The following is a 25,395-nucleotide window of genomic DNA, read 5'->3' on the forward strand; positions in this document are numbered from 1 at the left end:
ATTGGGAAAGTTGTCGGCGCGCGCCCGCCCGCTGCCGCGACCGCAAGCGGGAAGGGTTTCGGGATGGTCCGTTGGGCGTCGAAGACGATCAGTGGGTTCCTTCTTGCCTTATCATGCGGCTATCCGGGAGTGCACCGGGCTGGTCCTGGTCTGGAAGCCCCGGTTTCGGACTTCCAAGGCCAGCAAGGCGAGTTCGACCTCGTCCAATCGCGACGGGCGTGCATTTTCCGGCATGCCTTCGGCGGTGGCCAGGTCGATCAGGTACTCGTTCCAGGCCCAGTTCTTGAGCACAGCGCGTTTCTCGTCGGGTGCGAGCACCGGGTCATCCACAACCTCCATCGGAGAGGCGTAGAATGTCTCCGGCTCGGAAAGCGCCGTCTGTATGTGCGCTGCCTGTGCGCCGGCGCCATAGCCGTGGCTTGCCTGGAGCCAAGCCAACTGCAGCCGCTGCCAAACCAGGTCGGAAAAGGCCTGTTTCTCCTCCGATGCATGCTGGCGCGTGACCTTGGCCTGGGAAGCAGGAGGTGCAGCCTGCACGACATAGTTGAGGCCTTGACGCTCGGCATAACGGATCGCCGCTTCCAGCGTCGGAAAGTTCAGTTCAACCTGGGTCAGGGTGTCTCGGCCACCGGTATAGCCCATCAGCGGCTCGATGAACGGGGCTGTGCGGCGTTCGAAGACCAATCGCCAGTCCTTGCGGGGCTTTGCCGAGGTCATGGCCGAGCGGCAGGGCTGGTAGATCCGCGCCGTTGCGCCGTCCGGAAACACTGACCGTCCCATTGACAAAGCCGGCCCGTCTAGACGAGGCCGATTGTCATTGTCCGGCCGGACGGACGTCTTGGTTAGGTTTCTGTTGTCGCTGCTTTGAACTGTCTCCATTGCCTGTCCCTCCCGTTATGAAGGGTCGCACGGGCAGCGGCCGTAAGGGCCGCCACCCATACTGCATCCGTCAGTTCTTCCCGTTGATTGCGATCCGCTTGGCCTTCGCCTGCGCCCGCTCGGTCTTGGGCAACGTCACGGTCAGCACCCCGTTGTTGAAGGCGGCGTTGACCTTGTCTTCTTCACCCTCGTAGCCGAGCGGAATGAGGCGCTCGAAGCGACCGTAGAACCGCTCGGAGAACTGCCGGTCCTTGTCCTCGGTCTCGGAACGCTTCTCGCCTTTAAGCTTGAGCGCCCCATTTTCCAGCAGGACTTCTATGTCGCTCTCGTCCAGGCCAGGTATTTCCGCCGTGACGCGGACTTCCTTGTCCGTGTCGGAGATTTCGACACTCGGCCAACTGGCGGCGAAAGAGGGACCGAAGGCCGGCAGTCTGGCGCCAAAGCTGCGGAAGGCGTCATCGAACAGCCGGTTTACCTCCCGGTGGAGGGAGACGAAGGGGTCTCGATCTCCGTCGGGGAAGAGACTGGGCGCCGAGTTTCCGTTGCCCCGGCCCCAGGGGATCAAGTCACGTACGCTCATTGTCTTTCTCCTTTCGTAGGTCTCTGAGCCGGACGGGACGCCCGGCTCAAGCGAAAGCCTTCATAGTGGATTGCTCAGGCGGCCAGCTTGTCGGTCTCGATCTTGGGAGCCTCGATCTTCGGCATGGGAGCCCCGCTGGAGATTTCGATCTTGCGCGGTTTCATCTCCTCGGGAACCTCGCGCTTGAGATCGATGCTCAGCAGCCCGTTCTCAAGGCTGGCGCCCTCGACTTTGACATGATCGGCCAGTTCGAACCGACGCTCGAAAGCGCGCCCGTTGATGCCGCGGTAGAGATACTGGCCGTTCTCATCGCCGGATTGCGACCCGCTCAGAACCAGCATGTTGGGCTGGTGGGTGACGGTCAACTGGTCCTGCGGGAAACCGGCGACCGCCATCGTTATGCGATACTGATCATCATCAACCTTGGCGATATCGCAGGGCGGCCAGTTGTCGAACGAGGCCACACGGCTCGCACTTTCAAGCATGTCGACCATGCGGTCGAAGCCGATGCTGGACCGGTATAGAGGGGTAAAATCGAGGTTTGTCTTCATAGCCACATCCTCCTTTGAGCAACATGGACAACAGAAGGCACCCAAGAGCCTTGCCGCCTCCTGGTGTTGCCGGCCCCATTGGGCGGCCGGCGACCATCAATTTAGAATCGCGACTTGCACCTTCAAGAGCAAGAATAGGAAAATTTTCATCGGCAATCTGGGCGAACGCACCAATGCCACCCCTTCCGCCGGCGGGGTCACTCGCCGACGGGTCCATGGTGCAAGAACAACTACGTCGCCCTTAAATCCGATCGACGAATGGTACGAACGCGGCCACTGCCGCGCTGTCACTGCAGTCAGGACCGGCACGCTCATCCGATTGATCCAACTGTTGCAACGCATCCATGATCGTGTCGAAGCTGGCCGGTTCACCCGCTCGCGGCAGCATGCGAAGCGCTGGCACGGATTCTACGGCGCAGGCATCCGATGCCCATGGCGAAAGAATGGCGCGCTTCTCCTGATCGTCCAGGGCAACATCGGCCAAAACGTCGTGGGGATGTTTGAAATGCCGCGCCGGATGCAGCAAGCGGTCCAGAAAACGTCAGGGCCCCACGGGTTCAATCGATGCAAAATAGCTCGAAATGGGTCCTTCCATGGATGGTCCTCCGCTTCAGACAATCTCATGCGTGTTTGGCGGCTCTCGCCAGCGGCTGTCGCGATCACGACCAGGCAGATCATCCAGGAACGACGCTCAACGACCTTCCCTAGGTGATGTCGATACCGAGACTCATCGTCCGGCACCCTGGGCGGCTCGATCACGACCGATGCGAACGAGCCGTTCGCGATCGAGGGTGGCGATGCTGCACTTCCCCAGATGTTCGGAGCATAGCGAGGGCTGCGGCCTTGGAGCGGCGAGGGGACTTGCCTACATCGCACATGTCGTCGATATGGAGGTCGATGAGTTCGCCGAAGGCTTCAGGCGCGCTAACAGGGCTTTGTCGGCGTCTCACTGCGATCGACTTGGTGTCGGTGCCCCGGCGCCGCGCAACGTCGCGTTGCAGGAAGGTCTTGCTGACGCAGCGTGTGCGGCAGGTTCTAAGGTTCTGATGTTAAACAGATGCTGAAAATCAAATCAAATGTTTATGAGGGTTCGTGTGCAAATACTGCACACGCAAGTTCCGCTTCTCTTCTTTTTTCGTTCCTACGAGGAGCTGCCGAAAGGCCTTTTCGGACCCTCTTTTGCCGACGATACTATCCGCTCCAATGCGAATGCTCACCAGGATGTCCGTGAACCTGATTGTTGTCTGCGGCGTCCAGTTTGCGTCGTTTGCGTCGTCCAGTTTGTTGGGGGTCCTGGAAGCTTTTCGAACTTCCTGCGTCGCGGGTCAGCCCGAATTGCGCTTGCTTATGGACTCGTTAAGCCTGTGGTCGGGAGGCTCGGACCGCACCGGCCCACGATATCGCGTCGGCGGCGCCGCACCTATTAGATCGCTTATGGCTGGCTGCTGCTCAACAGGGCGAACGTCTACGACGCCCGCCTTCCGCATGAGCCAGGCAGGACACAGTTCCTTCAGTACCGATTTGAGATAGTCGACCATGCAAAGGCAACGCGCGTTGCCGCCTGCCGGTTCCGCCGCCGACTTGGCGCTCACATACCGAGCGTTTGAGCGCTTCCGACACGTCGAGCCGCCTCAGCGAACAACTCAGCCGCTGCTTGCACCTTATCGGCAGCCTCTTCGACCCGATCGAAGCGCGTCAACACACGACATTGGAGCATCGACAACCGCGCCGCATGGTAAAGCTCGCTGCGCTTGTGACCGTCCAAGTCCAAGGATTGAAACAGCATCGTCATGGCGAAACCCCTCCCCTCCGGTGCCCGGCTCTCGTCGAAGGCCGGGCCGTTAGACTGCGATCAATAGTCGGTGTCATAATCGTTGTTGTCGTCCTGCTGAATGACGACGTGACGGCGGTGATGCATCGGACGGTTGATCGATCCGGTGACCACAAAGTCGCTGGACCGGTGATGATGCCGGCGCCAGGCGCGCTCGCCATTGTCGTAAAACGCCTGCTCGCCATGATGGCGGCGATGGAGACGGTGTCCGTTCCGATAGATGACCACACGGTCGTTATTGTTGTCGTCCCAATAATGGCGGTGGTGATGTCGCTGGGTCTGGACGACGATGCCTTCTTCTGCGGACGCGACCGCAGGCGCAGCCAAGCAAAGCGCCAATGCGCCAAGGATGATGGTCTTCATTTCGAGTTCTCCAAAAACCTAAAACGCCCTTCGGTAAGGAAACTTTGCTCAACGACTTTGGTTCCGGCATCGATCGAGACGTGCCCATGAGCACCGTGCGCAAACTCGCAGCGATCAGACGCCAACTCGCGCAAATAGCGGCGCTCGTCGCTGAGATCGAAACGGAGTTCGAGGATCGGAGTTCTGGAGATTGGGTCGAGACGGCGGTTGCCGCCGAGGCTCTCAGCCAGAAGATCGGAAAGGTTTCGGCCGGCGCGTCGGCGGCAGATGGAAAGCCGAGGTAGCGGCTAGGCGGGAATATTTTCGGCAAACGTGACAAACGCGACGGGACGCATCGCGTTTGCGATGGACATAATGGCAATGAACATCGCTGCCAAGATATCTCGCTCTTCGAAAACGGCCAGCGCCGCTTACTTCAGATCAGCACTGAAGCTCCCGAGACCGACCTCGGAATTCGTCGCGGCGGAAAATGCCTACCGCAAAGAACCGACGCTCGGCGGAGTCTGAGCGGCAGGCTCGAAGCACTGAAGATCGAAGCCAACATCGACAACCCTTCCAGGGCGAAGATTCCGACGCCCGGCACCGATTCCTTCAAGGACCAGACCGGCGGCGGCCGGCACTTCGAGAAGATTGGGGTCACCAGTGCGCAGCCGGCCGTTACAACTGCAGGTCCAATCAGCCGGACATGCGCCGATTTCAACGGCATCACCAGCCAACTGATAGGCGCGAGCATCTCCAATTTCGTGAGGCTGTCGTCCGGCTTTGTGATCTGTTCGGGCTACATCGATGCCATCAACACCAACAACACCAACAACACTGGCGCAGGCAACGCCGCTAACAATGACATCCTGTGGGGTGACGACGCTGGTTATTTGCAAATGGCACTTCTATCCCGGGGCCCATTGGCCAAGGATCGAATTTCGTGTCGTACCCTTGGCAGGTTCCCAGTACTGCCATTTCGACCGGCGTGCCTGTGGTGACGACATGGCGCCACGAAGGCGGGAGCCTCTATTCTCCGTCAATGGCATCGAGGCGTCCGTGGCGTCGGGTAATACCATCAACGATTTGACGACGCGCAAGATGTGCCTCGGCAAATCGGTTGGCGGCTATCTCGACCGCAGATTTTTGAGCTTGCAACGTTCTCGACGGTACCGAGCGCACCCGAGAGGGACACCGTCATTGCCGATTTCATGGCCCACATCGGTGCAGTCTGATGGTTGCGGCAACCTTCTGGCCATGATGTGCAACCAATCGCGATGCGCTAGTTTATGAGTTCGAAGCCTGCGACTAGACCCACGCTGCGTTCAATCTGGGCAGTGTACAGCCCTTTGTTCGCCACGTTGCCCCAGATGTAGAACACGGCGACAGCGGCAAGGATCAACAGAAATATTCGCATGATCTGCGCCTCGGTAACGTGGTTTGCCCACGGCGCCTTAGGCGAGTTGAAGGTTTCGGCCCGAGTCCGCGCGCATCCTCAACACCAGCAGGCGCGTCGCTGCGAATGGCGTCAAGACAATAAGCGCCATCGTGGTGTTGACTAAGAGCGACAGCAAACAGATCGAGCTTTGGGCGTAGCAAACGGATTCCATGACGTTCCCCTTTTCCATCGTTACTGGTGGCCTCCGTGCGGCAAGAATGATCCTGGTTCACGAGAAATACAAGCAGTTGCTAATACGTTGATATTTCCCCTAGGGTTGGGGCAACGATGCGAAATCGACGCCGGTCAGTTGTTTGGATAGCGATTGCCCTTGTCCTGGCGGCGTTGGCGATCACGGCGGCGATCATTGGCTTTCAGAATTTACAGCGCTCGTCACCGATCATGGTCTCGGCTGTCTCGGCCTTTAATAGTGGGGGGCTCGTCCCTGGCCCCACGGTTAAGGCGCCCTCGAAAAACCTTGGTGCTGTTGCTACCGGTAGGGATATCTGGCTCGAAGTCTCATGGAAGTTTTTCGGGGAGTTGCGGACGCTGGATACCGTAACTGTCGGCGACCTTCGGGCAAGGCGCCTGGTGCGCAGTCATGATGTGCCCTCAAGCGCCAATTCCGAGATCTGGTTCATATCAGCCGGCAGCGGCGACATATTGGAAAACACAACGTCGACCGACATCGGGTTCACTTTTGATGGCGGCAACCCGTCTGTCACGGCGCAGATTTACAGAGTGGTTGGAGCTTCTGAGATACCTGCCGCGATAGCTGCAGAAAGCGGCGACAGGATTACCATCACCATTCCAGCCGATGGCATCGCTTTTATCTCGCTCATCGCTTCCGGCACCACCTCCGGGTCCATGAGCAATGTCACCGAAGATTTTAGTGCCCTTTGTGGAAAGGATTTCCTTGGCATCCATGCATCAACAAGTTCGACCTCCGCTGAATCAGAGACTGCTACGTTTTCGGGAAACTCAACGGCAGATTTTGCTGCTGTCGCACTTCAGTCGGCCGCAGCGAGATAGCTAACCAGCCAGCGCCATTCCAAAGCAAACGCCTAGGCCGACAGCGAGGCCAAGGAACAGCTTGGCGGCAAGATCGAGGGCGAAGGCGCGGACTGGGCGCCACACGTCTGAGCGGGGCTCTCTGAGGGCGTTGGCGATATCATCGAACACCGTTTCCATGGAATGATTCTAGATCGGAACTCCGGGAATGTGAATCCCCTGTTTGTTCCACTTTCGCCCCCATTGGGCAACCTGCACGGTTCGCCCGAAACCGTGCAGGCAGCAAAGGTGGCTTAACGCACCACTCTTAAGCCACTCGACTCCAGCCACGCTAGTGCCGTCTCTGCAAAGGTCGCGCAATTGTCCAAAGGATCATTGTTTTCATAGAGCGTGGCTTGATAGGCTGCTGCTATGCCTTCAAAAATGGCGGTTAGAACTTGGTCGCGGCCTCTGGCGGCGTCAGCGGCCGGTTCAACAGTCATCTTTGGTGTTTCTGGGTGTTTGCCTTCCATGAGGAAGTCGAGGAGCGCCGACACCAGCCACTCCGCGCTGTCCCTGTCCAGTTCGAGGAAGGTTGTGTGGTCGTCATCGGTCACCAGTTCCAGTGCGCCTCGCAATGGATTCCGCGATACCACCGTCACGTTACTATCCTGATATTCGACAATTTTGGTCATCACTTTGCTCCATGTTTTTTAGTGGCCGCAACGCCGCCATGGGCGCGGAAGCCGGATTGTTGTTGTTTGGAGTTGTGCTTGGGCAGCCGTGCTGCTCGTTGTCTACGACGTAAGGGCTCCCCCCTCGTCGGTTATCACGCGGCTTGATTTCCAAAGGTGCCCGGGCCGCTTCTCTCAAGGCACGCAGTGAAGGTACCTAACCCGCTCGGGCAGTCAAGAGGGCGGAGGGGGCAAGCCATGCGGCTGGCACCAACCGCTAGCTAGGCTGCCTCGTTATTCTCACCCTTGGAACATTGTGGCCTCGAACACTTCGGGCGTTGCACTGCCCCATCAGTGCACGTTCCCTTGTTCTGTTGGAACTGGCCGGCTGCCGAAAGGAGGCCGGCTTTTTGTATATAAGCGGAACCTGAAATTTGGGGGCTTTGTTGATAGAACGGCAGCGAGTGGGTGTTCGCTGCTGGTCGAGGTCCCGCAAGACTCGGCCGGGCTCGCGTCACCTCGCCGGGCGGTGCGAGCCCACAATCGCGGGCCATCTGGTCCGCTGCTTCAGCTTGGGCTTCATCAGAATGAAGGGCGACATGGTTCATCCGAATGTAGAAATTTGCGTTGGGGGGAGGTGAGAATGAGGCTACCAGGAAATGTGTTGGCTGGGAGAACGCCGAGGTGCAGTGCGGTCCGCGAAAGCGATCAATGAGGTTGAATGCACAGAACGTGCCGCCAAGACAGCCAGGTTGAAATCGCTACGCTTGGCTCAGATCTTGCCAGAGGCCGACCCGCACTTTTCGTTCAACGAGGAACTCGACTGCTCGGTACTTGTCGCCGTGCTGGCTCGGGAACCGCATAATAATCCAAAGCGGCCCGAATCCCATTCTTTCCGGCGGCTGCCCCTGCGACGAGGCCTTTGATCTCCTCAAGCAGCGCCGTTAGGCTTTGTCAACAATCGGCTTTTTTCGCCGTGGCGACCCCACATGGCTCTCAACAACGCGCACGTGCTCGGCGTCGACAGTCACCAGTGGCCGCAGGCTGACGGTTACCTTGTCGCCGTCGATGCGCGTGACCGGGCCGACTAATTCCATATCTGGCCGATCACGGCCTTCGAAGTCGAATCGACAACCGCATGCGGGAAGTCATAGGAGGGAATCGTCACGCTTATGCCATCGGGTGTCACCCGGCCGCAGGCGGGTGCAGTGTCAAGGATGAGAGGTTGCTAACAAATGAGCGTCCGTGGCCTGAGGTTTCTCGATAAGTGGGTAGCCAAACAACTGCCCATTGTGGCGCGGGGAGACCCCATCTCGGTTGGCGACTTGAAAGACCAGTTGATGACAGCTGCCGAGAAGGCCGGGATTCCTGCCGACGAGATCAACGGCGAGCTTGAAAGCGTCTTCGAATTGATTATCGAAGTGAATCGTCGTGTCGCCGAAAGGGTGGACTTAGCCTGAGGCTTCCCCGACGTGCCGGTCATGTCCTACATGCCGGACTGCCTGACAAGGGGCTCGCTTACCTAACCGGCCAGCGCCACGCCAATGCCATCTCAGAGCAAATGTAGATCGACACCGCGAATCCGTGAATCCCCGGTTTGTTCTGGTCATGGCTTCTGCGCCGGTCGGGTCACACAGCGCTGGTGCGTTCACCCCTCCGGCTGGGCAGGGTCCGGTTCTTGGTGCCGCTCTCGTTCTTTTTCGAGGAACAGCTTGGCGAGTTCGCCCCACTCAGGATGATCCGTGGTCTTATGCTCCTCTACGAACTCGAGGAAAGCCTTGCGCAAAGCGTCAAGGTCGAAAACCCAAGATGCTCCGCCCATTCCGTCGTCCATGCCCGCGACTCTCAACGGTATTAGGTTGTCCTCTCGTTTGAGCCTTCAACAGGGATTCCCTGAGTTTCGGATTGGGAGCGCCTACATGCTTAATTGCGCGATCGCTAATATGAGTATATCTTAGGCAACGCGCGGTGGCCGGTGCGGCCCCACACCCAAAGACTGCAGCGACCATTTCTGTGGATGGGTAGTGCTAGCCGATGCGACATCATGCTGCAGCGATATTTTAGAATCGGCTAATTGCGCAATCGCTAAATTAATGAAACGCGGAGGAATGTATTTTCCACAGTTTCTGGTCGGCATGTCTGCCACCGCGATCATTGTGGCGATCTGGACCTACATCGAAGCCGGTTCAATTTGGACCGCGCTCGGCTGTGCGGTCCTTGCGCTGATCGTTCTGCAAGTCGGGTACGCCGGGCTGGTCGTTTGCTTGATATACTGGCGATCATCGGAAGCGGCTGACTCGACTAGTCGAATTTCGGTCGCGGCTCAAGAGAACGTCGACGGCATCTGATAGCCCGCGATCGTCTCGGCATGGTCACGTGACCCTGGGGCAGCAGTTTTGCCTCGCAGTGCCGCCAGCAAGTGGGCCTACAACGTGTTTGCGGTGACAGACACCTACCCCGAGCTTCGGGCTGAAAGCCTTATCATTGATCCAGACGCGGAACTGGAGGACGGGTGCGTTGTGGTCGCCATGTTTGGAGGCGGTCATCCGCAAACCATGAGCTGGCGCAACAATCACGGGCGAGGCTATGGGGGCCGCTTTGCCGCCAAGGGAAGTCTGCACGAGACGTTCCTTCTCGATTCCATGGTGTGCGGACGAGGGCCATCTTCTTGCATTCGCATCCTCGGCCGGGTGTTCGGCGACCGGCGGCGCTTCCCGCGCTACAGAACCTGGAACGATCCAGTTTGCTTCTCGAATAATTTGGCTCGCTCCCTCACGGTGGCGGGCTTTTTTGTTGCTCAGCCCCAACGTCTCGACGCCGGGCTGCGGAACGCAAACGTCGTGATGTCGTCACGGGAAATCCCGATGTCGCTGAGCATGTCGTCTGGTGACTTGCTCAACTCGTCCGCCGCCTTCAACATCGCCTTCTGCTCGGCTCGATGACGGACCCAATCGGCAAGGGGACCAACTGCGACAAGACGAAGATTTACAAGCATAGGAAGGTTCACAAGCATCGGGACCACTCCCTTTACCCCTGCAGGAAACTGCACGTAGCCTACGCCGATACGTCGATGCGTCCGTGACAAACCTCACAGTCCGATCCGACGGGGCAAAAACTGCCCGGACGCCTGACGGTGGCGGGCCTTTTATATATTAGCAATGCATAAAATTCGAGAAGGTTCATGGCATGGTTGTTAGCAAACTCGCTGCTATCGTGCGACGCAGGTCTCGGTGGATGGTGTGCTGGAATGCGCGGGGCTGGATGGATCAGGGGTCTGATGGAAGCTGACGCTCGCGATCTGCGGAGCGAGATCAGTCTGCTCCAAATAGACTTGATCGCTGCCGCCAACTCTCAGGGTAAATCCAGGCTGCATGACGTCGCGCACACACTGCGATGCCAGAAGGCGCGGCTGGAACGTCTGGAGGAGTGCCTCGCTTCAATGACGTCGAATGTCCGGCCAGAGGCATCCGCAACCCCGCCCCATGAAGGCCGGCCGTAAAAGGCAGCTCATCATTTCCGAAAGAGAACCCGCTGCCTCACGGTGGCGGGCTTTTTATTGCTCAGCCCTTGCCGGCAGCGTCTTGTCCGTGTTGCGGCGGAAGGTCATGCGAAGCCGGAAATTTTTTTGCCAGGAATGGTCGCCTCCGCGCCGATCGCCGGCTCCCGAGGCAGATCACCACCAGGCGACTCCTGCAAAAGCAGATAATTTGGGAGACTGTGTGCAGAGAGCGCACAGATTCTTCTTCCCTTCCTTTTTTCGATCTGGAACCTGCCATTGAAGCGATCTTCGATGATCCTACCAATGTCGTTAGGAGCGCTGGGGAACGCATGGCACGCTGTCCAGGCGCGAACTGAGGCGGGGTGGCGGGCGCGGCCGCGAGCAGGAGACCCTGGCGGTCTTCGCCGCACGGGTCGGCGAAACCATGCCGCGTTATGAACTCGCCGGTGACGATTCCGAAGTCGGTGAGCGCACCATCGACTCCAGATCAACCCCCTGCACCGCAAGATCGAGCGCGATCCGTCCAATCCGGTCTGGCTGCAGACGGTGCGGGGTATTGGGGACAGGCACCACTGATCGCTATGTACGGCGCCATTTTCGGACGAACGTCTTTTTGATGATTGGGAGCGGTGGCGGTTCGGCGCTGATAATTGTTGGTGTCGCCGGTTTGTTGACAACAGCCGCAAACGGGAACGCCACGGCACCAACAATCAATCCAGCCGCCAACCAGGCAACTGTCGACCGGTAATCCTGTATCATAGCGCACCCTCAATAGGCAGATAGACTGCCAGTTCGGCACTAAGCAAAGATTACGTCGGTGCGCGCTTCGTGCAGCAAAGCGGACTGCCGAGGTTCAATTAAGCTGATCCAGGATTCCTGAGCTGCTCGCCACCACCCAACTCCCGTAAATCTGGAAACCGACAGCGCCAATCGCAGCTGCCGAAATCGGCACGCCAAACGGCACGACGCCCTTCCTGTCCATATGCTGGACATAGACGCGAAACGCGCCTTCCGGCAGCAGGAACGGGTTTTTCATGACCGCCACCGTGGCGACGGCGAAAACCAATAGCAGCACCGAGAAAATGGCGAGACCGCTTCCACCGGTCAGAAACGGGACGACCGCAATCAGCTTGACGTCGCCGGCTCCAACCTTGCGCAAAATCCAGAACGGGAAGAGCGCGACGAACAGCAAAATTCCGGCGATCAGGCTCAATCCCATATCCCACCACGATCGGCTTGCTATGGAAACAAGCTGAAGCGATCCCAGCCCGAGACACAAAAGCAGCAGCACATGACGGTTGGATATCTTCTGGGATGAGAAGTCTATCCAGGCGACCCATGCCAGCAGAGGGATCGCAAACGCCTTCAGCAGCAGCGAAGCGGCAAACAACATACAGGCGCTCTACCGCTCGACGTTCTGCACGCTGGATGACAGCAGCTTCAGATTGTTGACCACGGTCGGATCGTTGGGCGCCAGTTCGTAGGCCTTGAGGAAATTCGCGCGTGCGTCCTGCAGCTTGCCGCGCAGCAGATAGGAATAGCCGACATTGTTGTAATATTCGGGCGTCGCGCCGACCAGCTTGAAGGCTCGGCCATAGGCCCGATCGGCGAGGTCGAAGCGGTGGATCCGGTCGCATGAGGCGGCCAGTCCCATCCAGGCGCCACCATCATTGGGGGCCAGTTGCGTCGCCTTGAAGAACAGGGCGCCGGCATTGCCGTAATTTTCTGCACGGAACTGATTTTTGGCCTCGGCGACGGCCTGGTCCGAGGCATAGTATTCGACGTCGCCGACCGTCTTCAGCCCGTCGAAAGCATCGCCAAAGGACGTTACGTCGCCTTTTGAGGGCTCATTGGTGCGAACCACACCATCGGGATCGGCCGTCTGGCAACCAGAAAGCGCAACGATCAGCAGACTGGCGGCGGCCACGAGGCGCATTGGCCTTATCATCTAGTCTCCCCAAAGGTCGTCCGACCCGTTTCCTGACCAAAGCACATGTTCATCTAGAAGAAAACGCCTCTCATTCGAATGATCACGGGTAACATGATCACCATCATCACCACTGGGAAGATGCACAGCCCCAACGGAATCATCATTTTGACCGGCAGCGAATTGGCGCGTTCCTCTGCACTCAAAATCCTTTGCCCACGCATCTCGGCGCTATAAACACGCAAGGCATCGGTGAGGCTGGTGCCGAGTTCTTCTGATTGACGGAACAGGACAGCCAGTGCCCGCGCCTCGTCAAGTCCAATGCGATCTGAAAGTTCGCGGAGCGCTTCCCGCAACGGCTTGCCAGCACGCAATTGCAAATTCATGATCGACAGCTGTATTCCTAGCCACTTGTGGGTGGCGGCCATTTCATGGCTGACGCGTTCGACTGCGCCCTCCAGGCTCATGCCGGCATCGGCGCAGGTGATCATCATGTCCATGAAGTCGGGGAAGGCTCGACGATAGATCTGTTTCTGGCCGTTCTCGAAACGGTCGAGCAGAATGGCGGGAATAACCATGCAGGCGAGGCCGAACAGGGCAGAACCGGCAAGGGTGATGAAGCCTGGCAGGTGCGGCGGCAGAACCCGCGACAAAAGTGCGTACATTGCCAGAAAACCGACGCAGACCGCGACAAGGCGGGATAGCGTATAAATCAGCGGTGCGCTTGATTGATAAAAGCCGGCGCGAAACAGCTTCGCTTCCAAGGCGTTTGGCTCTTCCCGCTCCCTCTCGATCGACTTGAAGTAGGCATCGACCGGCCGTTGCGCGGCAATCTTGGCAAGCTCGTCTTGTCCGAGCATCGATCGGCGGTCAGTAATTTCTTCGCCCATCAGGCTTTGCACGACCAGCTTTCGTGTCTGCAGAGCGGGCAAGAAGACAAGCGCACCGAACAGAAAAAGGGACACCGCCGCCACAAAGACGGCGATAGACACCAAGAATCCCAGGTCCTGAATGTTCGAAAACACTTTGTTCGTCGCTCGCAGTTAAAAATCGAAAGTAACCATCCGGTACATGATGTAGTCGCCAAGCAGCGCCCACAACCCAAAAATCAGAAATATCGGGAAGATAAGCGGATTGCCCCAGACGGCGCCGTAGTAAGCTGGGGAAAGGACTTGAAGTGTGAAGAACATCACAATAGGAAACAAGGAAATGATCCACGCGGAGACGCGACCTTCAGCCGAAAGCGCCCTGATTTTCATTCGCAATTTCTGCCGCTCACGCAGCACCGAGGAAAGATTGGCCAGAATTTCGGTCAAATTGCCGCCCGTCTTGCCCTGGATCGACAGCGATACCGACAGCAGTTGAAGGCCCTCGAAGCCGACACGCTGCGAAAGCTTTCGTACGGCCTGCTCGATGCTGAGGCCAAACGTGATTTCATCGGAGACGATGCCGAACTCGGTGCCGAGCGGATCGGGCATTTCGCGAGCGACCAGACCGATCGCGACCGAAGCAGGGTGTCCGGCCCGCAGCGAACGAACGATCATGTCGAGCGCATCCGGCAGCTGTTTGGCAAATTTCCGGATTCGTTTGTTGCGGGCGCGCCGGAGGACGAGGAGCGGCAGGACAAGCCCTACGATCAGAAAGATAAGAAGCGACGCCGAAGCGGAAAAATTGATGAGTATCAGCAACACCGCCATAGCCAGCCCTGCAAGCAGAAATGTTGCGGCGAAGGTCAACGGATTTCCGGTGATGCCGGACTGGGTATAGAGCCTGTTCAACCAGACCAGTCCAAAAAGAAAGTCGCCGGAGTCCGTGAGGCCGCGTTCTCGCAGCAACCCTTGCAACGTTTGTTCGGCCGGAACCTCGCCGACGAGCCGCTTCAAACGGTGATTAATTGCTAGAGACCGGGAGCGGCGGCCAGCAAATGAAAGATAAAGAGCTTCGCCGGCGAGAATGACCGACGCTGCCGCCAGCATATAGATGAAATACAGTAGAGCTTGACCAGTTGGCATCAGAGGGCAACCTGCGGGTTGAAGGCGTCCTTGGCAAAATGATGGCCAAGCGTCGCGGCCTCCGGAGCGAAACGCGGACGGACACCCGTTGCGCGAAAATCGCCGATAATCGCGCCGTCCGCAGTGACGTCGCGTCGGACGAAGTGATAGATTTCCTGAAGCTGAACGACATTGCCTTCCATGCCGGTCAGTTCCGATATCGAAATGACCCGTCTGCCCCCATCCGAAAGACGCTGCGTCTGCACGATGATGTCGATGGCCGAGGCGATCTGAGCTCTGATGGATTCGTGTGTCATCGGCATGCCGGCCATGCCGACCATCTGCTCCAGGCGCGAGATGGCGTCTCGTGGTGTGTTGGCATGGATGGTGGTCATCGAGCCTTCATGGCCGGTGTTCATGGCCTGCAGCATATCGAAGGCTTCCTCGCCCCGCACCTCGCCGACGATGATGCGGTCTGGCCGCATGCGCAGTGCGTTCTTGACCAACTCACGCTGACGGACCTCGCCCTTGCCCTCGACATTCGGCGGCCGTGTTTCGAGCCGACCGACATGCGGCTGCTGCAACTGCAGTTCCGCCGCATCCTCGATGGTGATCAGGCGTTCCCTGGAGGGAATGTAGCTCGACAGCGCGTTGAGCAAGGTGGTCTTGCCGCTGCCGGTGCCGCCCGAAACCAGGATCGATTTGCGCGCCTGGACGGCGATCCGTAGCAGCTCGATCATCGGCGGCCGGATCGAATTAAATGCCATCAAACGCTCGAGCGAATAAGGGTTCTTCGAGAATTTTCGGATCGAGACCAGCGGGCCGTCGACCGATATCGGCCGAACCGCGATGTTGACGCGAGAGCCGTCCTCCAGCCGCGCATCGACCATCGGCGACGATTCATCGACACGCCGGCCGATCGCCGAAACGATCTTGTTGATGACGCGCAGCAGATGCGCCTCGTCACGAAACCGGATGGCCGTCTCCTCAACCAGGCCACGCCGTTCAATGAAGACACGCTTGTGGGTGTTGATCAGGATATCGGTAATGGAATCGTCCTTGAGCAGCGGCTCGATCGGCCCCAGCCCTAGCATCTCGTCCGCCGTGTCGCTGGTCAGTTGATCGAGCTCGCGCGCATTAAGCGGCACGTTTCGGCCACGAACGAACTCACGCACGATCGGACGGATCTCGTTCAGGATCTCGTCCTTTGAGGCATTTTCAAGAGCGGTCAGATTGAAACGATCGATAAGGTGCCGATGAAGTTCGACCTTGAGTGTCAGAAAATCGTCGCCGCGCGATTCAATATCAGCGGCCGGCGAAAGGGCCGGAGCGGCAGGCAGTACCGTCGGCTGCTCGGGCCTTGTCGCAGCCTGCTGCTCGCTTGGTCCCTTGATAAACCGCCCCAGCATAATCCCTTATACCCCCGCTAGCCCTTATTAGCGGAAACTAAACGTTAACCAAGCGAGGCACAAGCGCTGGAGGGTCTCACGTGAGACCAATGCTTTCAACATAGTTAAGGAGGGCGCCAGAAAAATATCGTTTTATTTCGATGCCGCGCGCTTCACCGTCTCGCCAACTTCCACCTCACGGGACCTTTCATACCGCAACAAATGAGATGCGGGTGAAAGATCCCCGTAAACCCTTAGATATAAAGGAATATGCAGATTGGCTAATACGACTGTCGTTTTGCGTTGGCTGCGGCCAAATTGTGAACGAATGGTTAAGGACGGTTGAAAATCCAGCCGAATCAAGCTCTTGTTACAATCCAAATGGTTTTTGAGTTCGCTAGTTCAGGTATTGGAAGGTTAAGGAACCGTTAATCCGTTTGACTCTGCTTTTTCGTGGGACCTAGGATTGAGGTGACGGGGGATGCTTGGGTATGGGGTTCATCCTTGGCTCTGTCTCGTCGGGTTCAAACCTCCAAAAGGGAGACATTGACATGAAGAAGCTCATGACGGTGACCCGGCAGTTCCGCGACGATGAGAACGGCGCTGCCATGGTCGAATATTCCATCCTTATCGGCATCATCGCCGTTGCATCGATCCTGACGGTCCTTGCAATTGGCGGCTGGGTGAACGGTCGCTTCTCGGCGCTCTGCACCGCGCTCGACGGGCACCCGACCGGCACGTGCAATGCCGCCCTCGGCACCGGCAGCTGATCGCCTGACTATTACACTCAGGCCCGGATCGTTCGAGCCGGGCCTGAGTCCGATCGCAGCGGGCGAATCCCGCATCGGGGCTTGGGGCTTGGGCATGCGCGCCAATACGCTTATCATGATCGTTCTCGCCGGCGTATTCGGCGTTCTGGCAGTTGTGCTGGTCAATATCTGGCTCGCCGGCCAGCGTAGCGCCATGGCGCAAACCGGCCTCGTTGACCGCAGCACAGTCGTCGTAGCGGCAATGCCGCTGAAGTTCGGCGACGCGCTCACCGCAGATAAATTGCGCGAAGTCGCGTGGCCGGCAGGTGCGGTTCCAACGGGCGCCTTCAAGACAACGAAGGAGGCTCTGGCAGGCGAAGGCACGAGGCAGGCGCTTCAAACCATTAGCGCGAACGAACCTGTCCTCGCCAGCAAGATCACCGGCCCAGGTCAGCGCGCCACGCTTTCGGCTGTGCTCGGCCAAGGCATGAAGGCCGTTTCCATCAGGGTGAACGACGTGCTCGGCGTTGCCGGCTTCGTGTTTCCGGGTGACCGGGTCGATGTGTTGCTGACACGCACGGTGCGCGGTGACGATGGCGCGGACAAGAGTTTTGTCGACGTGCTGTTGCAGAGCATGAAGGTGCTCGCCATCGACCAGGTGGCGGATGAAAGCAAGGACAGCCCGACGGTTGTGAAGTCGGTGACGCTCGAGGCCAGCACCAAAGATGCGCAGAAGCTGACACTGGCGGCCGGCGCCGGGCAGCTGTCGCTGGCGCTTCGCCAGGCTGCGGCCAGCAAGGGCGAGACGACCGAACGCGTGACGCTTTCGGATCTGACCGGCGAAACGCCTGACGACGTTTCCAAAAGGCAGGCCGAACTGGATAAGCAGGTGGCGGCCGACGCCGCGGCCGCAGCTGAGCGCAAGCGCGCCGACGACAAGATTGCCGGATTGACCCAGGCGGTGGACAGAGTGGGAAGCCGCCTCGACGAGTTGGGCAAAGTGAAGCCGACCGTGGCGTCGGCGCCGGAAGTTAAGGAAGTGGTAAAATACGTACAGCCGGAACCGCCGAAGAATGTTACTGTGGGCGTGTTTCGCGGCGTAAAGCTCGAATCCTACGATGTGCCGCGACAACCATAGCAGACACGCGGCAATCGAGGGCTGCCGGCGGCAGTGATTGGGGAGATAGGATGCAGGGGTTTTGGGCTAGGATGGGGGCGGCCGCGTTGTCCGGTCTGGCTGCGCTGGTGCTATCGGGCCTTGCGGCCGATGCGGCTGACCGTTTCATCGACGTGTCGACCCCCAGCGTCCATCGCGTCTTCCTGCCGATGTCACAGTCGGTGACGCTCCAGGTGAGCGCCAAGCTCGGCGATATCGTCGTCGGCGACGAGAAGATCGCCGATGCCCAGCCGATGACCGACCGAACGCTTTATGTCATCGGCAAGAGCGCCGGCACCACCACGGTCAATCTCTTCTCCCCGGAAAAGCGTTCGCTGGGCGTCATCCAGATCGAAGTCGGTGTCGACGTCAGCGACATGGCGCAGGCGATCCGGCAGGTGGCGCCTCGGGCGCGCATCGAAATCGGTTCGATCAACGGCAAGGTCAGGCTTGGCGGTCACGTCAAGGATGGCGCCACGCTGGCATCGATCCTTGAGGTGGTGCAGCAATATGGCCCCGACGCCATCATAAATTCCGTCATCGTCGACGACAGCCAGCAGGTGAATCTCGAGGTGCGTGTGCTCGAGGCCAAGCGCAATACCGGGCGCGACCTCGGTGTGTCGATCAGGAGCACAAACCGTAGCGGCACGTCACGCACCGGAACCGGTATTGCCGCCGTCGACGAAGACGATGTGGTGCTTGGACCGGGCGGTCTGCTTAGCGGTCTACTGTCGAACAGTAGTCCCTTCGCGGCGCTGATCACCCGCGTCATCGACAGCAACATCAAGGTCGACCTGATCATTGAAGCGCTTGAGGCCAAGGGGGCTGTGCGCACGCTGGCTGAGCCCAATCTCACCACGCTGTCCGGTGAGCCGGCCAGCTTCAACGCCGGGGGCGAAGTGCCTATCCGTGTCGTCGGCACCGATGGCGAGGTAACCATCACGTACAAGCAATTCGGCGTCAATCTGCTGTTCACGCCGGTCGTACTCGACGACGGCAAGATCCATATGAAGCTGGCGCCGGAGGTGAGCGACCTGACCGGTTTCACCACCGCCGGCGACCCGATCTTCACCAACCGCAAGCTGGCGACCGTCGTCGAACTGCGCGACGGCCAGAGTTTCGCTGTCGGCGGGTTGTTGTCCAGCAAGACCACCAAGCTGCAGAACCAGGTGCCGTGGCTCGGCCAGGTTCCGGTCATCGGCTCACTGTTCCGCAATTCGAGCAACCAGAAGGAAGAGACCGAACTCGTCGTGATCGTCACGCCGCATATCGTCCGGCCGGTGAAACCCGGCGAGCAACTGGCGACCCCGTTCGATAAGACGCGGCCGGCCAACGATCCGGAGTTCTTCATCCTCGGTCAGCTCGAGGTGAACAAGGATATGATCCGCAAATATGAAACGGGAGACGGTGTGACCGGCCCCTATGGCCACATGCTGGACTTCAAATCGAAGGACAAGATGCTCTATGTCAAGAAATAGCGCCTTGGTCCTCCTCTTGTGTGCCGGCGCGCTGTCAAGCTGCGCCGCCGACTATCTGAACCACTACGATTCGGTGACGCTGGCCGCCGGCGATACGCAGAAATACAATTCGCTGCTGCAGGCGGTCGATCCGTTCAATCCGAACGCGAAGAACACACATATCGAAGGCGACGGCGCCCGAGCAGCCGCTGTTGCACAGGGCTACAAATTTCCACCGCCACCACCGCCACCGCCTGCGATAACGGTCAACGTCGGCGGGTCGGGTGTGACCAACGGAGCGAATTGAACAGAAGGATGCGGTCGCGATGCGCCGGGCGGGACGAGGGCCAGGTGCAAGGAAGCTAGAGAGTAAGGTCATGTTGGGGACCATTAGGGCGTTCTGGAACGATCAACGCGGCGTAGCGATGATCCTTGTCGCAATCATGCTGCCTGTGCTGGTTGGCTTCGCATTGCTGGCGATCGACATGAGCCGGGCAAACAGCCTTCACAACGACCTTCAGAAGGGTATAGACGCCCTTGCGCTTGCGACAGCCGCGGAACTGGATGGCAGATCGGATTCGATCATCCGAGCCAACCTGGCGAAGACGACCCTTGTCACCAACAAAACCAAGTTTTCGACGTCAGGAGATCACACACTCGCCCTGTCTGATGTAACGGTAACCTACCTGACCGGCATTCCCGCCAGCGACACCATCAGGTTGAGCGCTGCCGGCGTCGACTCGAACGGAATCAACTGGGCCAGTACTGACCCCGCAGCCGTGTCTTTCTCCTTGGTGACGGTGAACGCTTCTGGCTTGGCGGACGGTGCAGGCGCCTTCGCAACGATCTTTCCTGCAAGCTTTATCGGCGGCAACGACACTATGGACATCCAGCCCCAGGCCGTGGCCGGGTTCGTCCAGTCGATCTGCGAAACCGTGCCGGTCTTCATGTGCAATCCGTTCGAGACGTCCGACACCTCGACCAGCAAGACCATCCAGCAGGCCTTTGCATCGGGGGAAACCTACAGCCGCGAGTTCCGTATCCTTAAAGTCGACAGCAATCCCGGGCCAGGCAACTTTGGCTTGCTCGACAACAATCTAACATCCCTTCGCGATGCGATCGCCATGGGTACCGCCGGAACCTGCTATAACCGCAATGCCATTACCACCAAAACCGGCGTCACGCTGGGGCAGGTGGGCGCCGGTCTTAATGTCCGCTTCGATCTATACAGCGGCTCTTTGAGTAAATACGACAAGAACTGGGCTTATCGACCGGCATCCAACGTCCGCAAGGGGCAGCAAAGCAATACGTGCAACAAATACGATCCTGCGACCGATGGGCCTCCCGCCACGGCGTTGCCGCTTCCGCCCGGAGCCTGGGTTGCTGGCAACAACGCATATTCGCAGAAGATCACCAACGCCACGACATTCTACGGCGATTACTGGTCTAGCAATCACAAAACCAGCGTCCCTAGCATTCCCAGCGCTACCAACCCGATATCGAAGACGGCCCCGGCGTCTCGATACGACGTCTACAAATATGAAATCGCGAACGGCCTTGTTGGCGATAAGTCAAAGGGGCCGTCAAACGAGAGAGGAACGCCGGCCTGCTTCAAGGGCACCACCCCGACTTCAGATCCCGATCGGCGGCTGCTCAACATGGCTATCGTCGACTGCATCGCTAACCAGGCCAAGATCAACGGGCATACGCAGCTAAAGCCAGACGGATACGCCAGTGTTTTCCTGGTCGCGCCTATTGCGAAATCTAACGCAAGTGACGACCCAGACGGCACCGGCGCCGAGAAGCCGATCAGCCTTGAGATCGTCGACGTCGATGGCGGGTTTGCCAATAACACGCTCGTCGATAAAGCATTCCGCAACGAAGCCCAGTTGTACCGGTAGAGCCGACATGACCAAGCTTAGGCAAATCATCCGGCGGTTCCAGGGCGACGAAAGTGGCGCCGCGTTGGTGGAAGCCGCGCTCACTATACCACTGGTGTTGCTGTTATCGGCTGGTGTGTTTGAGTTCTCCAATATCCTGAACACGCGCCTGCTTCTCGAAGCCGGCGTTGAGGATGCGGGGCGCTACATGGCACGGTGCAGCAGTGACTGGGAGACCTGCAAGGGGCTGGCTCAAAACCTTGCTGCCAATGGGGCGGTCGCCAACGGCAGCGCCAGGGTGACCGGATGGCAACCAACGGCAGTTGCGATCACCAAGGCCGTCTCGCTGGACGCAGTTGATGTGGCCACGGGCACGCAGCTTTATCTTAGCAGCAAGAGCACTGTCGATGTCGTGGACGTCAGTACATCCTATTCTTACCCGGATCTCGGATTCTTGTCGTATCTCGGCTTTGGTGCTCTTACCCTTAGTGTCTCCCATCAAGAACGAGTTATCGGATGGTGATGGGAAACCGAAAGTTTTGCGCCGAGCAGTCGGGCACTGCGATGGTCGAAATGGCCATCGTTCTGCCACTACTAATGACGGTTCTGCTTGGCTTCGTCGATTTCGGCTATGCCTTTTACCAATGGAACGCTGGAAATAAAGCAGTGCAAGCCGGTGCAAGACTGGCGCAGATTTCTACACCTGTAGCACTGGGCCTTCCATCTGAGACGCTAACGCAAAGCGATGTAACCAAAGTCGGAACCGCAGTGCCGGCCGGCACGTATGATTATGTCTGCACTGCAAGCGCAGCAGGTGTCGCATGCTGCAGTATCGGAGGAAGCGCGTGCCTACCCGCGAATGCCAGCCAAACCTCGTTCGACGCGATCTATGACGGTACCGCCAACCGTGCCGGAATGCATGACTTTCTGCCGATGCTGCAAAAGTCAGAGGTGCGGATCGAATACGCCGCCTCCGGCCTCGGTTACTGGACGCGGCCCAGTGGGCCGGTGCCGACCATCACCGTCAGCATCACCAATCATCCGTTTCAGTTCTTCTTCCTGGCCGGACTGCTCGGATTCGGAAACATCACCATGCCCTCCATGCTGAGCACGGTTACGGGCGAAGACATGAAGAGCACGTGGGCACCATGAACGCCATCAACACCAAGGTTACACCGACCAAGCGCAAGCAGGTGGCGCTTTTCTCGTCGGATGCGAATTTCAAGCGCGATGTGGCGACGCGGCTCGATGCGTTGGCGATCTACGACGTCAGGGTTTCCGAGACCGGCGACTTCCTTAGGGGGCCGCCCGCGGATACGCGCCCCGGCATCGTAATCCTCGACCTTGGCAATGGCGAGTTGCTCGGAAGGCCGGGCATCGTCGAGGCGCGCGCGCTTTGGGCGACCGTGCCGCTGATCGCGGTCTCCGACGAGCTGTCGTCGGAGCAGACGCGGGTGCTGGTGCGCATGAACGCTTCGGACTGGCTGCACAAGCCGCTCGATGGCAAGGAACTGCTCAACGCAGTGACTTTCCACGACACCGGCAACCAGGGAACGAAAAGCCGCATCATTACCTTCATCAGTGCCAGCGGCGGCGCCGGCGCGACGACGCTCGCTCTCTCGGCGGCCGAGTTCCTGTCATCGAAGTCGAAAGAGCGGGCGGCTTCCACTTGTCTGGTCGACCTCGATTTCCAGAGCGCCAATTGCGGCGCCTATCTCAACCAGTTCAACCAGTTCGACCTCGGCGGCATCATCGGCCAGCCGGAGAGGCTCGACGTCGAGCTGATGGATGTCATCAAGCTCTCGCGCCCGTCCGGGCTGACGCTCTATTCCTTCGAGAGGCCGCAACTGCCTTTCGAACCGCAGGGCAGTGATTTTGTCTTCCGGCTGCTGGACCTCGTCGCCTACCGGTTTGACGACATCGTCATCGACCTGCCGAACATCGAGACGCCTTGGCACAATTCCGTGCTGTCGACGAGCGATGAGATATTCATCGTCTTCGAACTCAACGTCGCCTCGCTGCGGCAAGGCAAACGGCTATACAAGAAGATCCGTGAGTTGCGTGGCAATGCTGTCAGCATCACGCTGGTCGCCAACAAGCACAAGCGCAAATGGTTCGGCAACCATTTTTCGCGCAGCGAACTCGAAAAGATCTTCAAGGCGCCGCACATCAAGTCGGTCGCGCTGGACAATTCGCTTCTCACCGATGCGTTGAACCGTGCTATCCTGCCTGCCGAGGTGGATGGGCGTGCGCGCTTCAACAAGGACCTCAAGCGGATGTTCAAAGAGCGGCTCGATGACGCTGCTGCCAAGTAGGTATCGGATCGTCCTTGGGTTGGTCTGCGCCATGGGCATGGCGCTGACGATGTCGGTCCAGGACTCCGCCAGCGCGCGATCGGCACTTTCGGATCGGCCGCCGCTGCCGGCAATGGGCCCCAGCCTGCGCAAGACCGTCGCCTTTGAAACCAGGGAACAACCCGGAACAATCGTTATCCGCAAGGGCGAGAAAGCGCTTTATCTGGTGACCCGACAGGGCCAGGCGCTTCGCTATCAGATCAGCGTCGGACGCGACGGATTTGGCTGGACCGGGGTAGTCAAGGTGGGGGCGAAGACCGAATGGCCGGAATGGCGCCCACCCCGCGAAATGCGCGCCCGCCAGCCGGACCTGCCGCAAATGGTGCCTGCCGGTCCCTACAACCCACTCGGCGCCAGGGCGCTCTATCTCTCTCGGGACGGGCGTGACACGCTCTATCGGATACACGGAACCAACGATCCCAAGGGTGTTGGCTTCGACGGAACATCGGGGTGTTTTCGCCTTACCAACACCGATGTGATCGATCTCTTCAAGCGCGTCGCGATCGGCGCAAAGGTGGTGGTTCAATGACGATGATCAGCGAACCGGACATGCCGGCAATCGAGATTGGGACAGCAGCCCGCATTGGAGAGCAAGCTGCCGTTGTGAAACCGAGCGACAGAAGCATTGTCGGCGCCGTCATCATCGGCACGTCCCTGCTCACTTTGGTGAATATGATAGCCGCGGTTTATCTCTACCGCGGCATCAGCGATATGCGCTTTCTGGAAGGGCGCCTGGAACAACTCGGGACGTTCGAACAACGAATCGGCAGCCAGTTGGATACGGTCAACAACGGTTTTCAGAGCCGATTTGAAAAACTGGACAGTCAGCTGCAGAGCAGCTTTGGCGAAATCAACCGGAGCATGGCCCGGCTGGCACAGAACCAGCCTCTTGCACGTGACGAAGTCATGTCGAGCCCAACGGAACCTTCGATGGTCGCGACCGGCAGCATGGCGGAGGCGCCTGCTGTTCTCGATGGTGAAGACGCGACCGAGCCCAGCGTCGTCGATACACCGCGTCCGCCCAAAAGGAGGATTGCAGCTGCAGCGCCTGCCCCAAGCCCCGACTACCAGCGCATAGAGCAGGCCGACGGCAAGGTTTACTACCGGAAGATCAACTAACGCCGGAAAAAGGTGGGGCTATCCTAGAGATCTCGCTGCAGAGCAACGAGCCTAGCGGCCAGCGCTTCGGACCGCTGTCGGGTTTCGCTGAGGAAGATGACATGGCAGTAGGCGCATGCCGTCACGCCCAGAAACAGCACAAGACTGTTGTTCAAGGTGAAATCGACCGTAAGTTGGAACGGAAGGCCGCCGGGTACCGTGAAAGAGGCGATCGTGCTGGCTGTTTCGGAATGGCTGGTGACAGCGATCATCAACCCGGCGAAAAGCAGGGCGACGTGGTTGGCAAGGAAGAAGAACGCGGCCGACCTTCTTGTGCGGCACGCCATCCAGCAAACCATCGACGCGGCGGCCAGCATCAAGGCATCAAGGACCATCGACGACCCGAGATAAAGATCGACCTGTTGCCAGAACATCGTCGACAGCGGCCTTAGTTCAAGCCAGATCCGCCACATTGCGGGACTGGCCGGATATGCTCCCAGCAAGAAAGTCGCCATGCGCTCCCCTGCCAAGATCAGCAGGATCAGAGCTGGGAAGGCAAAGAGCATTATCGACTTGCGCTTCATGTCACCCTCGACAAACTGGCAACAAGA

General features: G+C 58.8%; 30 protein-coding genes and 1 pseudogene. 16 read left to right on the top strand and 15 right to left on the bottom strand.

The window, feature by feature from the left end; all coding sequences use genetic code 11:
• Positions 1-111: 111 nt before the first annotated feature.
• From AC3EMP_RS21335 to AC3EMP_RS21360, 6 genes are all read right to left on the bottom strand, one after another.
• Positions 112-879, bottom strand: a complete 768-nt coding sequence (locus tag AC3EMP_RS21335; protein WP_031215424.1) for an NADH dehydrogenase ubiquinone Fe-S protein 4 — start codon at positions 877-879, stop codon at positions 112-114.
• A gap of 70 nt (positions 880-949) precedes the next feature.
• Positions 950-1,459 (bottom strand): Hsp20/alpha crystallin family protein, encoded by a 510-nt coding sequence (locus AC3EMP_RS21340; protein WP_352711899.1) that lies wholly within the window; start codon positions 1,457-1,459, stop codon positions 950-952.
• A 74-nt stretch (positions 1,460-1,533) separates the two neighbouring features.
• Positions 1,534-2,010: an Hsp20 family protein gene (locus AC3EMP_RS21345; protein WP_352597176.1), complete on the bottom strand. Its 477-nt coding sequence runs from the start codon at positions 2,008-2,010 to the stop codon at positions 1,534-1,536.
• A 241-nt stretch (positions 2,011-2,251) separates the two neighbouring features.
• Entirely contained in the window at positions 2,252-2,536 is a 285-nt protein-coding gene (locus tag AC3EMP_RS21350) for a hypothetical protein (RefSeq protein WP_348626017.1), read from the bottom strand.
• Positions 2,537-3,598: 1,062 nt separating this feature from the next.
• On the bottom strand, positions 3,599-3,802 hold the full coding sequence (locus AC3EMP_RS21355; RefSeq protein WP_023824892.1) for a hypothetical protein: 204 nt from the start codon (positions 3,800-3,802) through the stop codon (positions 3,599-3,601).
• A 60-nt stretch (positions 3,803-3,862) separates the two neighbouring features.
• Positions 3,863-4,204, bottom strand: a complete 342-nt coding sequence (locus AC3EMP_RS21360) for a hypothetical protein (RefSeq protein ID WP_023734669.1) — start codon at positions 4,202-4,204, stop codon at positions 3,863-3,865.
• 86 nt (positions 4,205-4,290) lie between these two features.
• On the opposite strand from AC3EMP_RS21360, the gene AC3EMP_RS21365 reads away from it, so the two are divergent.
• Positions 4,291-4,488, top strand: coding sequence for a hypothetical protein (locus tag AC3EMP_RS21365; protein ID WP_023824896.1), 198 nt, complete (start codon positions 4,291-4,293; stop codon positions 4,486-4,488).
• Positions 4,489-4,677: 189 nt separating this feature from the next.
• On the opposite strand, the gene AC3EMP_RS21370 is transcribed toward AC3EMP_RS21365, so the two are convergent.
• Positions 4,678-5,082 (bottom strand): hypothetical protein, encoded by a 405-nt coding sequence (locus AC3EMP_RS21370; protein ID WP_155923320.1) that lies wholly within the window; start codon positions 5,080-5,082, stop codon positions 4,678-4,680.
• Positions 5,083-5,909: 827 nt separating this feature from the next.
• On the opposite strand from AC3EMP_RS21370, the gene AC3EMP_RS21375 reads away from it, so the two are divergent.
• The gene (locus AC3EMP_RS21375) at positions 5,910-6,653 is read left to right on the top strand and encodes a hypothetical protein (protein WP_023824898.1); all 744 of its coding nucleotides are present in this window, start codon (positions 5,910-5,912) and stop codon (positions 6,651-6,653) included.
• 272 nt (positions 6,654-6,925) lie between these two features.
• Here the strand turns inward: AC3EMP_RS21375 and AC3EMP_RS21380 are convergent, their stop codons facing one another.
• Positions 6,926-7,306, bottom strand: coding sequence for a hypothetical protein (locus tag AC3EMP_RS21380; RefSeq protein WP_023824899.1), 381 nt, complete (start codon positions 7,304-7,306; stop codon positions 6,926-6,928).
• Positions 7,307-8,520: 1,214 nt separating this feature from the next.
• Here AC3EMP_RS21380 and AC3EMP_RS21385 point away from each other — a divergent pair.
• Positions 8,521-8,745, top strand: a complete 225-nt coding sequence (locus tag AC3EMP_RS21385; RefSeq protein ID WP_023741142.1) for a DUF768 domain-containing protein — start codon at positions 8,521-8,523, stop codon at positions 8,743-8,745.
• A gap of 188 nt (positions 8,746-8,933) precedes the next feature.
• On the opposite strand, the gene AC3EMP_RS21390 is transcribed toward AC3EMP_RS21385, so the two are convergent.
• Positions 8,934-9,119, bottom strand: coding sequence for a hypothetical protein (locus AC3EMP_RS21390; RefSeq protein ID WP_023824900.1), 186 nt, complete (start codon positions 9,117-9,119; stop codon positions 8,934-8,936).
• Positions 9,120-9,309: 190 nt separating this feature from the next.
• Here AC3EMP_RS21390 and AC3EMP_RS21395 point away from each other — a divergent pair, with 190 nt between their 5' ends.
• From AC3EMP_RS21395 to AC3EMP_RS21405, 3 genes and pseudogenes are all read left to right on the top strand, one after another.
• Complete coding sequence (locus tag AC3EMP_RS21395) at positions 9,310-9,633, top strand: exopolysaccharide production repressor protein (RefSeq protein WP_348524880.1); 324 nt, start codon at positions 9,310-9,312, stop codon at positions 9,631-9,633.
• Between the two features lie 93 nt (positions 9,634-9,726).
• A complete protein-coding gene (locus AC3EMP_RS21400; RefSeq protein ID WP_488494669.1) occupies positions 9,727-10,227 on the top strand; it encodes a hypothetical protein in 501 nt (166 codons plus the stop codon).
• Between the two features lie 900 nt (positions 10,228-11,127).
• A pseudogene (locus AC3EMP_RS21405) lies at positions 11,128-11,360 on the top strand (winged helix-turn-helix domain-containing protein); the annotation flags it as partial.
• Positions 11,361-11,637: 277 nt separating this feature from the next.
• Here the strand turns inward: AC3EMP_RS21405 and AC3EMP_RS21410 are convergent.
• From AC3EMP_RS21410 to AC3EMP_RS21430, 5 genes are read right to left on the bottom strand one after another with little or no spacing between them, the layout of a single operon-like run.
• Entirely contained in the window at positions 11,638-12,177 is a 540-nt protein-coding gene (locus AC3EMP_RS21410) for a prepilin peptidase (RefSeq protein WP_352711893.1), read from the bottom strand.
• Between the two features lie 9 nt (positions 12,178-12,186).
• Positions 12,187-12,732, bottom strand: a complete 546-nt coding sequence (locus AC3EMP_RS21415) for a tetratricopeptide repeat protein (protein ID WP_352842924.1) — start codon at positions 12,730-12,732, stop codon at positions 12,187-12,189.
• Positions 12,733-12,785: 53 nt separating this feature from the next.
• Entirely contained in the window at positions 12,786-13,736 is a 951-nt protein-coding gene (locus tag AC3EMP_RS21420) for a type II secretion system F family protein (protein ID WP_352711887.1), read from the bottom strand.
• Positions 13,737-13,754: 18 nt separating this feature from the next.
• A complete protein-coding gene (locus AC3EMP_RS21425; protein ID WP_352711884.1) occupies positions 13,755-14,723 on the bottom strand; it encodes a type II secretion system F family protein in 969 nt (322 codons plus the stop codon).
• On the bottom strand, positions 14,723-16,111 hold the full coding sequence (locus AC3EMP_RS21430; RefSeq protein ID WP_352711882.1) for a TadA family conjugal transfer-associated ATPase: 1,389 nt from the start codon (positions 16,109-16,111) through the stop codon (positions 14,723-14,725). Before AC3EMP_RS21430 ends, AC3EMP_RS21425 begins: the two co-directional genes overlap by 1 nt.
• Before the next feature lie 530 nt (positions 16,112-16,641).
• Here AC3EMP_RS21430 and AC3EMP_RS21435 point away from each other — a divergent pair.
• The 10 genes from AC3EMP_RS21435 to AC3EMP_RS21480 all read left to right on the top strand — a co-directional run bounded on the left by AC3EMP_RS21435 (position 16,642) and on the right by AC3EMP_RS21480 (position 24,805).
• On the top strand, positions 16,642-16,860 hold the full coding sequence (locus tag AC3EMP_RS21435; RefSeq protein WP_352711879.1) for a Flp family type IVb pilin: 219 nt from the start codon (positions 16,642-16,644) through the stop codon (positions 16,858-16,860).
• 94 nt (positions 16,861-16,954) lie between these two features.
• Positions 16,955-17,977, top strand: coding sequence for a Flp pilus assembly protein CpaB (gene cpaB / locus AC3EMP_RS21440; RefSeq protein ID WP_352711876.1), 1,023 nt, complete (start codon positions 16,955-16,957; stop codon positions 17,975-17,977).
• A 50-nt stretch (positions 17,978-18,027) separates the two neighbouring features.
• Positions 18,028-19,473, top strand: coding sequence for a type II and III secretion system protein family protein (locus tag AC3EMP_RS21445; RefSeq protein WP_352711874.1), 1,446 nt, complete (start codon positions 18,028-18,030; stop codon positions 19,471-19,473).
• 4 nt (positions 19,474-19,477) lie between these two features.
• Positions 19,478-19,759 carry a hypothetical protein gene (locus AC3EMP_RS21450; protein WP_352711871.1) on the top strand — a complete coding sequence of 94 codons (282 nt, stop codon included), beginning with the start codon at positions 19,478-19,480 and terminating at the stop codon, positions 19,757-19,759.
• A 70-nt stretch (positions 19,760-19,829) separates the two neighbouring features.
• Entirely contained in the window at positions 19,830-21,353 is a 1,524-nt protein-coding gene (locus AC3EMP_RS21455; protein ID WP_352711868.1) for a TadE/TadG family type IV pilus assembly protein, read from the top strand.
• Between the two features lie 7 nt (positions 21,354-21,360).
• Complete coding sequence (locus AC3EMP_RS21460) at positions 21,361-21,855, top strand: TadE/TadG family type IV pilus assembly protein (protein WP_352711866.1); 495 nt, start codon at positions 21,361-21,363, stop codon at positions 21,853-21,855.
• The gene (locus tag AC3EMP_RS21465) at positions 21,849-22,484 is read left to right on the top strand and encodes a TadE/TadG family type IV pilus assembly protein (RefSeq protein ID WP_352711863.1); all 636 of its coding nucleotides are present in this window, start codon (positions 21,849-21,851) and stop codon (positions 22,482-22,484) included. The genes AC3EMP_RS21460 and AC3EMP_RS21465 overlap by 7 nt, the downstream gene beginning before the upstream one ends.
• The gene (locus tag AC3EMP_RS21470) at positions 22,481-23,647 is read left to right on the top strand and encodes a CpaE/TadZ family protein (protein ID WP_352711988.1); all 1,167 of its coding nucleotides are present in this window, start codon (positions 22,481-22,483) and stop codon (positions 23,645-23,647) included. Before AC3EMP_RS21465 ends, AC3EMP_RS21470 begins: the two co-directional genes overlap by 4 nt.
• Complete coding sequence (locus AC3EMP_RS21475; RefSeq protein ID WP_352711860.1) at positions 23,628-24,215, top strand: L,D-transpeptidase; 588 nt, start codon at positions 23,628-23,630, stop codon at positions 24,213-24,215. The genes AC3EMP_RS21470 and AC3EMP_RS21475 overlap by 20 nt, the downstream gene beginning before the upstream one ends.
• A complete protein-coding gene (locus tag AC3EMP_RS21480) occupies positions 24,212-24,805 on the top strand; it encodes a hypothetical protein (protein ID WP_352711857.1) in 594 nt (197 codons plus the stop codon). Before AC3EMP_RS21475 ends, AC3EMP_RS21480 begins: the two co-directional genes overlap by 4 nt.
• 23 nt (positions 24,806-24,828) lie before the next feature.
• Here the strand turns inward: AC3EMP_RS21480 and AC3EMP_RS21485 are convergent, their stop codons facing one another.
• Positions 24,829-25,368, bottom strand: a complete 540-nt coding sequence (locus AC3EMP_RS21485) for a hypothetical protein (protein ID WP_023714719.1) — start codon at positions 25,366-25,368, stop codon at positions 24,829-24,831.
• Positions 25,369-25,395 lie beyond the last annotated feature (27 nt).

Source organism: Mesorhizobium sp. P160219 (assembly GCF_057786095.1).